The organism is Gallibacterium trehalosifermentans, from assembly GCF_042433055.1.
GTDB classification, from domain to species: domain Bacteria; phylum Pseudomonadota; class Gammaproteobacteria; order Enterobacterales; family Pasteurellaceae; genus Gallibacterium; species Gallibacterium trehalosifermentans.
Genome location: NZ_JBHLWB010000003.1, coordinates 60,885 through 75,945, shown reverse-complemented (window position 1 = coordinate 75,945; position 15,061 = coordinate 60,885). Strand labels below are relative to the sequence as shown.

The window sequence follows — 15,061 nt, the reverse complement described above, 5'->3', positions numbered from 1 at the left end:
AATGCAGTGATTAAGACATTCAACAAACAATGAACTGGCAACACGAACTCAACACGAGCTTTTTTTGGTTAGCTACCTCACTTTTTTGGGTATCCCTTGGTTTACTTCTAACCGCAAAATTACTCCGTTATACCCACTTCGGCAAACAGTTTTGGTTGATTGCTTCCCCCTGTATTCAACAAAGCAATCGTTATAAAATTGCCTTACTGATCTTACTATTAATCACCTTTGTTCTCTTAGAAGTACGCATCAGCGTCCTCAATACTTTTTTCTACAATGGACTATATACCTCATTACAAAACAGAAATGCGGATACCTTTTGGTTTTTTGCAGGCATTAATGCGTTATTAGTTGGTATCAATATTATTCGCTCAATTATCAACAACCTTATCCGCCAAGTTTTTGAAATCCGTTGGCTAGAAAAACTCAACAATATTATGCTCTGTCGCTGGTTAGCCAATAAAAATTACTATCGACTAAAATATGAACAAGATCTTCCCGATAATATCGATCAACGTATTGAACAAGATGCACGAGAATTTATTACCACTACGGTGAATATGGTAAGAGGTGTGATTAATGCCATTATCTCTATCATTGAGTTCACGCTAATTTTGTGGGGACTTTCAGGACTGCTCTCCCTCTTTGGTTTCGATATTCCTAAAGGGGTAGTATTCTTTATTTATATTTTTATTATCACAGCTACTGCGCTCTCGGTTTGGATTGGTTACCCTTTAATTAAACTCAATTTTGATCAAGAAAAACGTAATGGTAACTATCGTTACTCGTTAATTCGTCTTCGAGATAACGCCGAAAGCATCGCTTTTTATCAAGGTGAGCAACGAGAACATACCTTATTAAAGCAAAAGTTCACTGCGATTATGCAAAACCGCTGGCAAATCGTACTAAAAATGTTGGGATTAGATGGCTTTAATACGGGCGTATCTGAAGTGGCGAAACTCTTACCCCTTATTTTACAAGCCCCTCGCTTTTTTAGTGGGCAAGTTACATTAGGCGATATGCACCAAACCGTCCAATCTTTTAATCGCTTAATGCGTGCATTGTCTTTTTTCCGTTTATTCTATGAAGAATTCACCCTTTACCAAGCACGATTAAATCGTCTAGCAGGCTTTTTTATGAAACTTGATGAGTTAGATAAGCTCCCACTGACCTCGTATCAACCAACTCATCAGCAAATTAGATTAATAAACTTTGGCGTAAATGATAGTAATGGCAACCCATTATTGACGAACCTTAATCTACAACTTTCTGCGGGAGATTCCTTATTAATTCAGGGCAAATCAGGTAGCGGGAAAACAACACTGTTAAAAGCCATGGCGGGCATTTATCCTTTTAGCACAACAGGGAAAATTGAAACTATCGCTCACACCCTATTTTTGCCGCAGCGCCCCTATATGCCACAAGGCACACTATACCAAGCGATCTGCTATCCAAATATTCAAGCAACTCTGTCTGAAGTGAAAGAGGTAATGCAACAATGCAAACTCAAGAAATACCTCTCTCATCTCCATCAAGATCTTGATTGGCAAACCATTTTATCACCAGGTGAATTACAGCGAGTTGCCTTTATGCGAATTTTACTCACTAAACCACACGCCATTTTCCTTGATGAAACCACCTCTGCATTAGATGAACCAACAGAACGTTGGCTTTATCAGCTCATTAAAAATGCCTTACCTGAAGCCCTCTTAATCAGCGTTGGACATCGCTCAACATTACAACAATTTCATCAGCAGGTATTACAGTTGGCGTAAATTCCGCCAACCTTTTTACCTATTTATTAACGATAATAAAAATTATAAATCAGTTTTCCCGTTACCGACCCTGCGGTTGGGGTGCCTGTTTTGGTATAGTAAACTTTATAATTTTTAGTATAACTGCCACCGCGAATATTGGTCGCAAATTGCCGCGTATCATTCACATTAATAAATTGTGAAGATGATGATGCTTGATAACGAATAGCAGTCGAACTCTCCTGTTCATAAATTTTTAAGCCAACATTACGAGCCGCCCCAGAGATTGTTGTATCTGCCGTCAATACATCGGTGGTATTGTTATTATTCACGCCATCGGTATAGGTTATGTAAGCATTATTAATCGTTGCATTTTGACAATTTAATTGCAGCGGGAACGTACCACCATACACCTCATTACTACTATTCAAACGTTGTAGAAAAATCTCTTCCAATCGCACACTTCTATCTGGCGATAACGCTAAGTCGCAAGTTCTACCTAGTGGAATATCATTCACAGCTGTTAATGTTAAATTCACCACTCTACTACCAAAATATGTACCAGGCTGATGACCAGAGAAAACACACCTAATCTCCATATTACCATCTAATAATGGGTGTCCCGCCTGCAAAACATTGGTGCTAAATACGCCATTATTTGGTGGACTTAACGTTACTTTAAGCGTCAAATATCCGCCTGTACCTAACTCATCTATGAGCTGCCACGTTTGCCAATTCCCATAAATTTGTTTTGGAGTTGTTGCCGTCGAACTAGAGGCTTCCACTTTTAAACCAAAATAAGGCGCATAATCCTGTACAATTCGGTTATACCGCACTTCATAACGTAATGTTCCACTATAATTTGCCCCACACACTTTTTTTCCTGGACTTTGAAAATTCGCCGTGTAAACGATACTCCCATCAGCTTGCTTCACTCCTGTCATAGCTAAATCTTCTGCTGTGGCAAAAGTATTTAAGCCAAAAATTAGCCCAAAATATGCACAGAGCTTTCTTATTTTCATTTTAGTTTCCTTTATTTCATTTGACACTGCACTGGCACAATCACCAACTCACCATTATCCGCCGCATCAGGTACTTGATAAGTAAATTGACACTGCTTATCTCCCCATTGCAGACTTAATTGTCCTTTTTTCTCTACACCTCGGGTATAAATGCGTCCCCCTTGTGAGACAATGCCAACCGCTTGCCCCGCTTGGTCAAATACTTCTGTCCCAATCGGCGGAAATTCTGTCATATTAGTTAATTCAAAGAACACGACATTTCCCACTTTTGTTGCAAAATCAACTAAAATCGCACTATTGGCACGTGGGATAATCTGTTGATCAGTGGAAGATAATTCAACGCGATCAGGCACATCACTTAAATCCAAGCCAATGTAATTCACCGCATAAGGATCTACATACGGCACAATACCATTGCCAAAGTAATCAATTTCATTACCAATCGATCCTCTAATTTTGGCACCTCTCGCCCCCGCTGCATGAATAATGGCAAAATGATTGCTTAAATCATTCGAGAGTGTAATGCCTTTAGGGTGTGCAACCACTGCCCCAGAAAGATTTAACGACATCTGACGGTTATGTTGATTATCTTGGCTCCAAGAGGCACCAATATTGGCTAACGAACCACGATAGTTATTACTAAACGAAATATTGCTATTCTCTTTCTGCTTGCTTACTGACAAGTTATAGCTATAACGATAATCTTTCCCAGCACTGCCAGATAATGAAGTGGTGCTAAAATAACCATTCTGTGCGTTATAAGATAATACTTCAGATAAATAAGTCGTATTTGACTCCCCAAAAGCTAACGATAAATTCAGATAGAACTGATTTTCTTTCTCTCCCTCACTATTTTTAGTTTGTGAGAAAGAAAAACTATAACTGAGCTGTTTATAACTATTTCCGTAACCGATTTGATAGCCATTTTGCTTTTTATTGCTGCCCCAATAAGTGCTGGTGCTACCAATTAAATATGCCGATCCCCAACCTGGACGGAAAGCTTGGCTAATCGCCACTTCAAACTGATTTTTAGGGCGAGTGTTATATAAGCCTAAATCCAGCAAGCTATCATCAATAAACTCAGAATCATTCGCCTTGATCACGTCTTGTACAGAATAATAATCTCGTGATAAATAACGATAGGCAGCTAAAGTAACATTGGTATTTGTCGGTTCTAAACGGGTGTTATAACTCGCATATAAACTATACCCCTTACGTTTTGTATCCGAATTGCGGAACTTCGCATTAGAAAAGGTCGCACTGGTGGCGATAGTACCTAATGGCGTATTCACCGATAAACCGATCAATTCCGCATGATAATCTTTGGAAAAGGTACCACCTAAATTAAGGGTTACATTATTACTTAACCCATATTGCCACGTCGCTTGTGCCACATTGGTTTTAGAAATTTTATCCTCGTAGCGGTAACGCCCAGCAGACAACTGATAACGGCTATACCCAGGTCTAATTAACTCAACCGCCGCAGTATAAGGGACAGTGAATGAACGTTTTTCCCCGTTAGCTTCTAAAATTTCTACCTCAATGTCGCCACCATATCCTGTTGGGAAAAGGTCATTAATTTCAAATGCCCCTGCTGGCACCATCACCTCACGCAGCACATTACCTTTTTGGCGAATTCGTACTCTCGCATTGCTATTAGCCACCCCACGAATCGTTGGTGCATAACCTCGTTCTGAAGTTGCCAACATACGTTCATCAGAGGCTAACTGTACCCCACGAATCGCCATACTCTCCATTAATAAACCACTGGTATAAAAATCACCAATCGTTAACTGTCCTCGTAATGCGGCAATATCCCGCTGTGCATAGGTTGCAATCGATTGATAAGGTAAACGCTGCTGATCTTGCCAACTTTGCGATCCACGATGACGAAATGCCCAACCAAACAGATTAATCCCTGCATCAATCCCCAAATAATCTTGCTTGGCTGTGCTATCACTATATTGATAGCGATAATGCGACGCATCATAACGCACAAAAGCAACAGGCACGCCATCTTGCCATTGTGCTGGCGAGATATAGCCCAGCGGGCGTTGTACAATCAAGGCTTGTGGGAGATCGACATCTAAGCGTAATTGCGACATATCAAACGCCATTTTTCCCTCAGGTACTAAGGCAAATAGCTGACACCCCAACGCAGCACTATCTTGCTCAAGCAAGGCATCTGCTTTCAAATCTAGCACAGCCAATAAAGCGTCATTTTGACATAGCACACTCTGCTTTTTCTCAGGGTGATCAACAAATTGTAAATTGACTCGTCCACGAAAATGGTTATTCAGATAAACATCTGCCAAATAGTTACCAACGGGAATCGGATTGCCATAACTAAAACGGCTAATATCAATACTCGATTTCGCACTACCGCTTAAAAAATCCGCATCAAACTCAAAGAAATCGTTTGCCTGTGCGGGGATCAAAAATTGGCTTAATAAGGCAAGCGAAACAAACACCCCAGTTTGTTTCCATCTCATTTGATTTTTCTGCGACTTTTTCATTTTTTCTATTCCGTGCTGCTATATTCGTTTCACATTTCGCTTAACGTAATGTTGCGGTACCCGACTGTTTGCCGCCAAAATCATTAATCACGCTCCAATGAACAGTCGCTTGTCCACTCACCGCACTTGACAATGGGTAGCTTACTTGTGAGAAAGGTGCCACCATATCGGCGTCTTTCGCTTTTGCTGTTTTTGCCCCTTGCTTTAGTTCAATCGTGGCATAGGTAATATAGTAAGGCGTTTTATTATTCACGATCACAACAGGCTTACCACGCTCACTTGCCACACGCCATTCCACCTGTTGATATGCCTCTTCTGCCGACATCGGTAACGATTGTGGGCGGTAAAATAGTTTGATACGGCTACGAACCGCAATTTGTAAAAAATTTGGGTTCTCTTGACGCATTTGTGCAGACGGCTTCGGCGGAATATCAAGTAAATTAAAATAGAAAATAGATTCACGATCAGTTGGTAACGGGTCGCCAGTGTAGGTAATGCGTAGGGTTTGCCCTTTATTTGCCTCAATACGAGAAAGTGGCGGTGTGATTACAAATGGGGTTTTTACTTGTTCAGGCGGTACATTCGGATCGCCGTTATCAATCCACGCTTGCGCTAATGCCGGTTTCGGGTTTTTATTCTCTAATTTAACATTAACGCTTTTTTGTTCCGCAGGATAAATCACTCGTGTCCCAAGAATTATAATACCTGCTTGCGCCATTCCCATCGGGAGCAATAACAGGAGGCAAAATAGTTTTTTCCACATAAAATTTCTAATCAACCAACAAAAACAGACTAAAAAAGAGGGCAGGTTGCCTGCCCATCAGCTAAAAAATAAAGACAAAATTATTTATACGATAAAATATAATTTACTTTACCTGTAACGTTACCCACAGCAAGGTCATTATGCGCTTTAAGTGCGTAGTACTCGAAAAAATAACGTAACGTTACAGTATTAGACATTGTGGTATATTGGTTGCTTTGTCCTTGTTGTGTCGCTGCACCATCACGTTGAATATTGATTGGAGTACGTCCGTCCATATCAACTAATTGAATTTCATACGATGCTTCTGTCGTCGTATCAGTATTCTTAATACGTCCACCTGCAGTTACATTATCATCTGCATAGAAATAGGCTTTTACTTCTGTATCCCCATTTTTCGCCGCACAATCAACCAACTCAATGGCAACTGGCGTACGTCCCGCAGTAGATCCCACACCTACAAACGCATTTTTTGATACAGTTGGTAAGGTAACCACTTTATCACCTTGGTTATCTTTTATATGGCAAGTGTTGTTGGTAACTTTACCGTTAATAGTAATAGTCCCACCTTGAACATGAGTAGTCATACCAACATTTGCAGCCATTGCTACTGAAGCAGAGAATGCACTGCCAACAAGAAGTGCTGTTAAAGCAAGTTTTTTCATTTTTGTAAAGTTTCCTTGTCTAAGTTAAACGGAGTGCAAAGTATATAAAATTCATGCGGGGGGGGGGGAAGTGATCTAGATCAAATTTTACTAATGTTAAAACTTATTAATTTAATAGATAAAAACAATTAACTGACATTTTATAGTCTAAACGAGGTAAAAAAAGGCAATTTTTTGCTAAAAAACAGAAAAACCACCCTCTAATTTGTATGCAGATGTAAACACACCTTACCTTTTCTCATCTACGGTTATTGAGAAAAATTGACAATTATTGCAGAGGTTGAGGGAGTTATTGAGGGAGGGAATTGGAGAGAAATTTCTGTTTAGGGCGGAACCAAACGCTAACATCTGTTCCCAAATCATCGTCTGAGAATTTGCTTAAATTAATTATAAATATCTCTTCGATGTCCGATTTCTAATGTCGTAATAAGTAATTCCCCATTATCAATATGGCAAATAATACGATAATCACCAACACGATAACGCCACATTCCTGATAAATTACCGACTAATCCTTTCCCTCTTTCTTTGGGATCTTCAAGCGTTTCCAATGATTTAAGGTAATTTATAATGCGTTGCGCTTGTTGAGGATTTTTCTTCGCTAGCTTGGCAAGTTGTTTTCTTGCAGTATCAGCGAACCGTACTGTCCAAATTAAGCTCATTTTCGATATCCTTTAAACTGTATGTTTTTTCCTTACCAGAACGCACCCGCTCTAATGTAGCATTCGCTAAAAGTAAATCTTCTAAGTCTTCTAAATAGATTTCTAACGCTTGTTTGACATAGAAAGATTTCGCTCGCCCAGTTTCCATCGCTAAATGATCTAAACGTTGTTGCAACTCATCAGGTAATCTTACTGTAATCGTCATAAACGTCTCCTTTTTATATGTTTTCAACTTTAAATATTCTTAACTCAAATACAACCAAAGCATTATCATCTTGTCATTATTGTAATACAAGTAATAAATGTATTTCACTACGATTATTTTTTGTAAATCACAAAACCGAAAGAAGTAAGGATAGCCAGTACTCTCAAAAATTGATAAGAATGGGGATTTTGTAAAGCGGTATAAAAATCAGTCATCATCAGGTAGTATTTGATGCTATAAATGTTCAACCAACTGTCATTTCAATCCAAGCAACGTATTAAACCTAAATTTTGTTAAAAATAACGAGATAATGAATAAATGATTTATCTTTAATGATTGCTTTTTTGCGTTGGAAACTCTATCATGCTAACAACTCTACCCTGCAAAGCAAAGTAGAGTCGGTTTGACAAGTTTACTCTTGTTGCTCATTGCTGTTACAAACAACATTGCTATTTTTAGGTGTTTCAGGTTGGCGCCCATTATCACCTTTCAATAGTAATGCGATTGTAATCAGAATGAAAAATTTTAAGATTTTTTTCATCAGATAATCACCTATATTAGGTTTATATTTAGCGCTCGCCCCACCAGAGGGCGAACGCCCCCCCAGCAACATTGTTTCACAATGAGCAGAAAAAATATAACATAAAGCCATAGTTAAATCGACTATGGCTTTTATTTTTTATGAATAAATAGACGAAGCCTCACTGTAATAGAAAATCGCCTACTCTTCGCAGGCGAAATCTAATGTAACGCTTTTATTTATTTACAGAATATGATCAAACTCCTGCCAAACTTGTTGTGGCCAAACACTCGATTGTACTTCGCCAATATGTTGTTTATGCAATAAGAACATTACCATGCGAGATTGCCCAATACCGCCACCAATCGTTTGTGGTAATTTGCCATTGATCAAATCTTGGTGCCATGTGAGCTGTAAACGATCCTCATCACCTGTAATTGCTAATTGACGGCGAAGCGCTTCTTCATTAACTCGAATTCCCATAGAAGAAAGCTCAAACGCGCTACCAAGTTGCTCATTCCACACCAGAATATCGCCGTTTAAACCTTTGTAATCGCCCTCAGATACAGTTGTCCAGTCATCATAATCAGGTGCACGCACATCATGCGGTTTGCCATCAGATAATTTGCCGCCAATCCCAATTAAAAAGACCGCACCATACTCTTTACAAATCGCGTTTTCACGTTCCTTGTCGCTCATTTCTGGGTAACGTTGCACCAATTCTTCTGAATGAATGAATGTAATTTCTTGCGGTAAGGTTGCTGGAATATGATACTGTTGTTCTACCAACGCTTCTGTTTCACGAATCGCACGATAAATTGAACGTACCGTCTCTTTTAAATACGCTAGTGTACGTTGCCCCTCTGGGATTACTCGTTCCCAATCCCATTGATCAACAAATACTGAGTGTGTGCGGTCAAGCGAATCTTCATCTGGGCGTAACGCTTTCATATGCACAAATAAACCTTCACCTGGTTTAAAATCAAAACGGCTTAAAGTATGGCGTTTCCATTTCGCTAATGAATGCACCACTTCAAATACCGCCCCTTCAATTTGTTTCACTTTAACTTGTACTGCTTTTTCTTTGCCCGAAAGATTATCTTGCATTCCATTGCCAACTTGGCTAAGGATCGGTCCTTGTACTTCAACTAACCCTAAATGTTCCGCTAATTTTGCGGTAAATGTATTCTTCACAAAGCTAATTTCTTGTTGTTGTAAAATAAATGATTTTTGCATAATAGATTCTCTTGCTAAAAAATATCGAGCATATTATTCAGCAATACAGCTAATTTTCAAAAACTTTTTTCGGTTCTCTGGCAAAATTATTAGATATTCTCTAAAAATAATAAATATTTTTAAATTTTTTCCAATTAGAGTTGTGCAGCATGATGAATTAGGACAAATTTTTCCCATAATTCATCTTGTGTTTCCTGATGTTGCGGATCACGAGTAATACAATTTGTAATCGGGCAAACTTTTTGGCAGGTTGGCGTTTCATAATGTCCCACACATTCCGTACATAATGCTGGATCAATCACGTAGATCTCCTCGCCCATTGAGATCGCTTGATTGGGGCATTCTGGTTCGCACATATCGCAGTTGGTACATTTATCAGTAATTAATAGCGCCATAATTTTATCGTTGGTTGTGAATAAAAGCGCACCTATTCTACAGACTTCTACCTGTTTTTTTAATTGTTTTTTTGTACATTTATTTTATTGCTTAAAATAAATCAGCAATTAGTCAAAATAATTTTGATCTAGACCACGCTTTTATTGTGATGAGCTGTTATAATGGAGGCGTTTTTTGCAGTAAAACCAATTCCTACCTTTGTCTAGTGAATGAAATATAGTAAATTAAATTCAAACCACTATAACAGTAACTAAACCATTACAACGACCATTCAAGTGTGTTGTAGTGATTTGACTTAAATTTACTATAAACTTTGAAAGAGGGCTTAAAATGTCAGTAATTAAAATGACCGATCTTGATCTTGCTGGTAAACGTGTGCTTATTCGTGCAGACCTTAATGTGCCTGTAAAAGAGGGTAAAATCACTTCCGATGCACGTATCAAAGCATCTCTCCCAACGATTCAACTCGCCTTACAACAAGGGGCAAAAGTGATGGTAACATCTCACTTTGGGCGTCCTACTGAGGGTGAATACAATGAAGAATTTTCTTTGCAACCTGTTGTTGATTATTTAAACAATCTTCTTGATGTGCCTGTACGTTTAGCCAAAGATTACCTTGATGGCGTTGACATTGCGCAAAATGAATTAGTGGTATTAGAAAATGTGCGTTTCAACAAAGGTGAAAAGAAAGACGCTGATGAGTTAGCACAAAAATATGCTGCACTTTGTGATGTCTTTGTTATGGACGCATTTGGTACCGCTCACCGTGCGCAAGCTTCAACTCACGGCGTTGCAAAATTTGCACCTGTTGCCTGTGCAGGTCCGTTACTTTCTAATGAATTAGAAGCATTAGGTAAAGCATTGAAAAACCCTCAACGCCCGATGGTTGCGGTTGTCGGTGGTTCAAAAGTGTCTACTAAATTAACTGTTTTAGATTCACTAGCAAAAATTGCTGACCAACTCGTTGTTGGTGGCGGTATTTCTAATACTTTCGTTGCGGCACAAGGTAATAATGTCGGTCTTTCTCTTTATGAAAAAGATTTGATCCCTGAAGCACAACGTTTAATGGCTAGCTGTGATATTCCTGTTGCAACTGATGTACGTGTTGGTAAAGAGTTTTCAGAAACTGCACCAGCAACAGTGAAAAAAGCGACCGAAGTCCTTGATGATGAAGAAATTATGGATTTAGGTGATGAATCGGCAGAAGCGATTGCTAAAATTATTCGTGGCGCAAAAACGATTCTTTGGAATGGTCCAGTAGGGGTATTTGAGTTCCCTAACTTCCGTAAAGGTACTGAAATTGTGGCGCGTGCGATTGCAGAAAGCGACGCGTTCTCTATCGCTGGTGGCGGTGATACCCTTGCAGCAATCGATCTTTTTGGTATTGCTGATAAAATTTCTTATATTTCAACTGGTGGTGGTGCATTCCTTGAATTTGTAGAAGGTAAAGTATTACCAGCAGTAGAAATTCTTGAACAAAGAGCAAAAGGTTAATCATTTTTTAGAGGGGAGTAATCCCTTCTTCTTCACTTAAAATAGGAAAATACTATGTCTAAAATTTTCGATTTCGTAAAACCAGGTGTTTTGGCTGGTGATGAAGTACAAAAAGTGTTTGAAATTGCTAAAGAAAATAACTTTGCTATTCCAGCGGTTAACTGTGTAAGCTCAAACTCTGTGAATGCGGTATTAGAAACTGCTGCACGTGTAAAAGCCCCTGTTATTATTCAATTCTCAAATGGTGGGGCATCTTTCTATGCAGGTAAAGGAATTAAATTACCTGAAGGACAACGTGCTGATGTACTTGGTGCCATTGCTGGGGCAAAACACGTTCACGCCTTAGCAGAACATTATGGTGTGCCAGTAATTCTACACACTGACCACGCTGCGAAAAAATTACTGCCTTGGATTGATGGCTTACTTGCAGCAGGCGAAAAACATTTTGCTGAAACAGGTAGACCTTTATTCTCATCTCATATGCTTGATCTTTCAGAAGAACCATTAGAAGAAAATATCGAAATTTGTAAGCAATACCTTGCTCGTATGGACAAAATGGGCATGACCTTAGAAATGGAACTAGGGATTACTGGCGGTGAAGAAGATGGTGTTGATAATTCTGATCGTGATCCAATGGAACTATATTCAAAACCTGAAGAGATCGATTTAGTTTATACTGAATTATCAAAAGTGAGCTCACGTTTCACCATTGCGGCTGCGTTTGGTAACGTACACGGCGTTTATAAACCAGGTAATGTAAAACTTACCCCAGTTATCTTGAAAAAAGGTCAAGACTACATCAAAGCAAAACATAATTTAACAGCGGATAAACCAGTTTCTTATGTTTTCCATGGCGGTTCAGGTTCAACACATGAAGAAATTCAAGAAGCAGTTTCTTACGGTGTGGTGAAAATGAATATTGATACCGATACCCAATGGGCAACTTGGAATGGTATTTTACAATACTACAAGAAAAACGAAGCTTACTTACAAGGTCAATTAGGTAACCCTGAAGGCGCTGATTCACCAAATAAAAAATATTACGATCCACGCGTTTGGTTACGTAAAGGTGAAGAATCAATGATCGCGCGTTTAGAAGAGGCGTATAAAGATTTAAATTGTTTAGACGTTCTCTAATAAATTCGTTTTCTGTTATCTTTCGCCCCTGTTTTGCAGGGGCTTTTTCTTAGTTAGTCTTATTATGCTTAAATCCACTTCAGTTGCGACAAACTCCCCGACTTCGCTAAAAAAAGTAACCTTTGCATTTCTGTTTATTGCCTTTCTAACAGGGATTGGCTCTGCTTTTCAATTACCCGTACTAAGCCTGTTTTTAGCCAAAGAGGTTCAAGTTTCTTCATTTTTGGTTGGGACCTTTTTTGCTGTGAATGCGTTGGTCGGTATCATATTGGGACAATGGATCGGTTATTTTTCTGATCGACTAAGCGATCGGCGTTCTCTGATTTTATTCTGCTGTATCCTCGCGGCAGGGGGTTACGTGATTTTTGCGTATAGCCGTAATTACTGGCTATTACTCACGTTGGCAGTAACCCTATTTGGTTTAGGTTCTGCCTCAAATCCACAAATTTTTGCGTTCGCGCGTGAGTATGCCGACCGTAAACAACGGCAAGCCGTGATGTTCATGTCTATTATGCGCGCACAAATTTCCTTAGCTTGGATTATTGGTCCGCCATTAGCGTTTTGGTTAGCCATCAATAAAGGCTTCACATTCCTTTTTTTATTAGGGGCTGCGACTTTTTTGTTGAGTGGCGCTTTTGCACGTTTTCTCTTACCAAAACTCAGCGAGCAAAGAAAAACCGCGAAAACCACAACATTGCCACAAGCGCCACAACAAAATAAGCGCTCCGTGATTTATCTAGCCTTAGCATTAATCTTTATTTTTAGTTGTAATAGTATGTATTTGATTAATATGCCGTTATACATTACAACACAACTCCATTTACCAGAAAATTTAGCGGGGGTTCTAATGGGAACGGCTGCTGGACTAGAAATTCCTGTAATGCTGCTAGCTGGGTGGTTAAGTAAATTTGTTGCAAAAAAACATTTAATGCTCTGTGCATTACTCTGTGGGATTGTGTTCTATCCTTTGTTATTAATCACCACATCAATATGGGGGTTAATTTGTTTACAACTATTAAATGCGATTTTAATTGGTATTTTAGCCACGATTGGACTCACCTATTTTCAAGATCTTATGCCAACACAGTTAGGCTCAGCCACCACATTATTTACCAATAGTGCAAAAAGTAGCTGGATTCTAGGCGGACCTATTGCTGGGTTAATTGGTGATATTTATAGCTATTATGATACGTTTTATTTTTGTTCGGTTTTAACCTTTATTTCACTTTTTTGTTTATGGAAAGTGAGGAGTGTTTAAGAATTTTTAGATTGGAATCTCAGTTTATTGATAAAGTTATATTTATTAATTTTTTGGATTATTTTTCACTTAAATTAAGATTTAGGTTTCGCCCTAAAGGGCGCCCCACTTTTTTTTGCTCGTGCAAAGAAAAGTGGGCAAAAAAAAGCACGCCCTAGTGCCTTGCTATTTCCTCATTCCGTCAAGATTTTTCGGGCGGCAAAAAACTGATATTTTTCTTCGCACGGCTCAGAAAAATTAGACGTTTTTTGCCTAAAAATCTTTCCTACATTCGGGCAAGGCACAAGGGAACCCATTGATTATTTTATCAAACTCTTACTTAAATCTAGATTTGCCACAGCCTGAAACTCCCAAGAGAAATCTCCTCCACTCCCACCAAATATTAATAAGGATCCAATCCTAATACTTTTCTACCATTCACGCTGGCAATATCAACCATCGCTTCTAAATGTGGGAAACGACAGCCTGCGGATAATAAGCTGAGTTCTTGCCACATATCGCCCTCACATAATGGCACCATATAATCACAGATATTATCTGTACCAATCGCTACAGTGATTCCCTCTGGGATCATTTCATCTGCTGGGGTTAATGCATTATGGAACGGCATTAAATCTTCTTTACGGTTACTGTCGATCCACGCCATTGGACAAGCAATCATCATCATCTTCGCTTGACGCATTTTTTCATACAGCTGATAACGATATTCTCTTGAATGCGCACCAATCGAAATCCCATGAATTGCCACAACACGCCCTTGCATTCCATGTTCAATCGATTTATCACAAAGCTGCTCTGTTTCTTTTTCGCGTGGTGTATTAAATTGATCGACATGGACGTGTAACATTTTGCCGAGTGATTTCGCTTTATCCATTAAGATATCCATAGCTTCTAATCCTTTGCCATAATCTAATTCATCTCGATATGGCAACCCACCAATGATATCCACCATTTCTGAACCAAGATCAAACCAGTATTTTGCCACAGGATCAATGACCCCTTTTAAGGTTTGATTGGCAAATTTTAAAACGATGTCATTCTTATAAACTTCTCGTGCTTTATGCGCGGCAATAATCGCACGATCTTCACAAATGGGATCAATATCAACAAAGGTGCCAAATGCGGTTACCCCCTGGGCAATCATTAACTCAATCGCTTGGCTAAAACGTGCATAATAATCTTCAACAGAAGAACTGCGTTTCACTTCATCAACCAAATCCCATTTTTGCTGCAAATTACTATTGTGATAAATGTGCATTTTTTCAGGGGTCATGGTAAATGCACGATCAGCGTGTGCATGAGAATTGACCCAACCGCCTTTTTTAATAATTTCATCACGCACATAGGCTTTAAACGTACGAATATGGTTCATTGAGTTTGCTCCAGTTTTGAGTTAATTCACGTAACAACAGACGCTGGAAGGTAAATTGCAGGCA

The 15,061-nt window shown here is 39.0% G+C and carries 14 protein-coding genes; 4 read left to right on the top strand and 10 right to left on the bottom strand.

Annotated features, from left to right (window positions below):
- Window positions 1-29 precede the first annotated feature (29 nt).
- Window positions 30-1,775, top strand: a complete 1,746-nt coding sequence (locus ACFFHK_RS03665; protein ID WP_382369535.1) for an ABC transporter ATP-binding protein/permease — start codon at window positions 30-32, stop codon at window positions 1,773-1,775.
- Between the two features lie 26 nt (window positions 1,776-1,801).
- Here ACFFHK_RS03665 and ACFFHK_RS03660 read toward each other — a convergent pair whose 3' ends face one another.
- The 9 genes from ACFFHK_RS03660 to ACFFHK_RS03620 form a co-directional block, all read right to left on the bottom strand.
- A complete protein-coding gene (locus ACFFHK_RS03660; RefSeq protein WP_382369532.1) occupies window positions 1,802-2,776 on the bottom strand; it encodes a fimbrial protein in 975 nt (324 codons plus the stop codon).
- An 11-nt stretch (window positions 2,777-2,787) separates the two neighbouring features.
- Window positions 2,788-5,268: a fimbria/pilus outer membrane usher protein gene (locus ACFFHK_RS03655; protein WP_382369529.1), complete on the bottom strand. Its 2,481-nt coding sequence runs from the start codon at window positions 5,266-5,268 to the stop codon at window positions 2,788-2,790.
- 64 nt (window positions 5,269-5,332) lie between these two features.
- Window positions 5,333-6,055: a fimbria/pilus periplasmic chaperone gene (locus ACFFHK_RS03650; RefSeq protein WP_382369526.1), complete on the bottom strand. Its 723-nt coding sequence runs from the start codon at window positions 6,053-6,055 to the stop codon at window positions 5,333-5,335.
- 80 nt (window positions 6,056-6,135) lie between these two features.
- Window positions 6,136-6,717 carry a fimbrial protein gene (locus tag ACFFHK_RS03645; protein WP_382369523.1) on the bottom strand — a complete coding sequence of 194 codons (582 nt, stop codon included), beginning with the start codon at window positions 6,715-6,717 and terminating at the stop codon, window positions 6,136-6,138.
- A 383-nt stretch (window positions 6,718-7,100) separates the two neighbouring features.
- Window positions 7,101-7,379 (bottom strand): type II toxin-antitoxin system RelE family toxin, encoded by a 279-nt coding sequence (locus ACFFHK_RS03640; RefSeq protein ID WP_382369520.1) that lies wholly within the window; start codon window positions 7,377-7,379, stop codon window positions 7,101-7,103.
- Entirely contained in the window at window positions 7,348-7,584 is a 237-nt protein-coding gene (relB, locus tag ACFFHK_RS03635) for a type II toxin-antitoxin system RelB family antitoxin (RefSeq protein ID WP_382369517.1), read from the bottom strand. The genes ACFFHK_RS03640 and relB overlap by 32 nt, the downstream gene beginning before the upstream one ends.
- Window positions 7,585-7,996: 412 nt before the next feature.
- Window positions 7,997-8,236, bottom strand: a complete 240-nt coding sequence (locus tag ACFFHK_RS03630; protein WP_382369514.1) for a hypothetical protein — start codon at window positions 8,234-8,236, stop codon at window positions 7,997-7,999.
- A 111-nt stretch (window positions 8,237-8,347) separates the two neighbouring features.
- On the bottom strand, window positions 8,348-9,340 hold the full coding sequence (gene asnA / locus ACFFHK_RS03625; RefSeq protein ID WP_382369511.1) for an aspartate--ammonia ligase: 993 nt from the start codon (window positions 9,338-9,340) through the stop codon (window positions 8,348-8,350).
- A 134-nt stretch (window positions 9,341-9,474) separates the two neighbouring features.
- A complete protein-coding gene (locus ACFFHK_RS03620; protein ID WP_382369508.1) occupies window positions 9,475-9,735 on the bottom strand; it encodes a YfhL family 4Fe-4S dicluster ferredoxin in 261 nt (86 codons plus the stop codon).
- A gap of 331 nt (window positions 9,736-10,066) precedes the next feature.
- Between ACFFHK_RS03620 and pgk the strand changes: the two genes are divergently transcribed.
- The 3 genes from pgk (at window position 10,067) to ACFFHK_RS03605 (ending at window position 13,625) form a co-directional block, all read left to right on the top strand.
- A complete protein-coding gene (gene pgk, locus ACFFHK_RS03615) occupies window positions 10,067-11,230 on the top strand; it encodes a phosphoglycerate kinase (protein WP_382369505.1) in 1,164 nt (387 codons plus the stop codon).
- Between the two features lie 54 nt (window positions 11,231-11,284).
- The gene (gene fbaA / locus ACFFHK_RS03610; protein WP_382369502.1) at window positions 11,285-12,367 is read left to right on the top strand and encodes a class II fructose-bisphosphate aldolase; all 1,083 of its coding nucleotides are present in this window, start codon (window positions 11,285-11,287) and stop codon (window positions 12,365-12,367) included.
- Window positions 12,368-12,431: 64 nt separating this feature from the next.
- Window positions 12,432-13,625, top strand: a complete 1,194-nt coding sequence (locus ACFFHK_RS03605; RefSeq protein ID WP_382369499.1) for a sugar efflux transporter — start codon at window positions 12,432-12,434, stop codon at window positions 13,623-13,625.
- A gap of 382 nt (window positions 13,626-14,007) precedes the next feature.
- Here the strand turns inward: ACFFHK_RS03605 and ACFFHK_RS03600 are convergent, their stop codons facing one another.
- Complete coding sequence (locus tag ACFFHK_RS03600; RefSeq protein ID WP_382369496.1) at window positions 14,008-14,997, bottom strand: amidohydrolase family protein; 990 nt, start codon at window positions 14,995-14,997, stop codon at window positions 14,008-14,010.
- Window positions 14,998-15,061 lie beyond the last annotated feature (64 nt).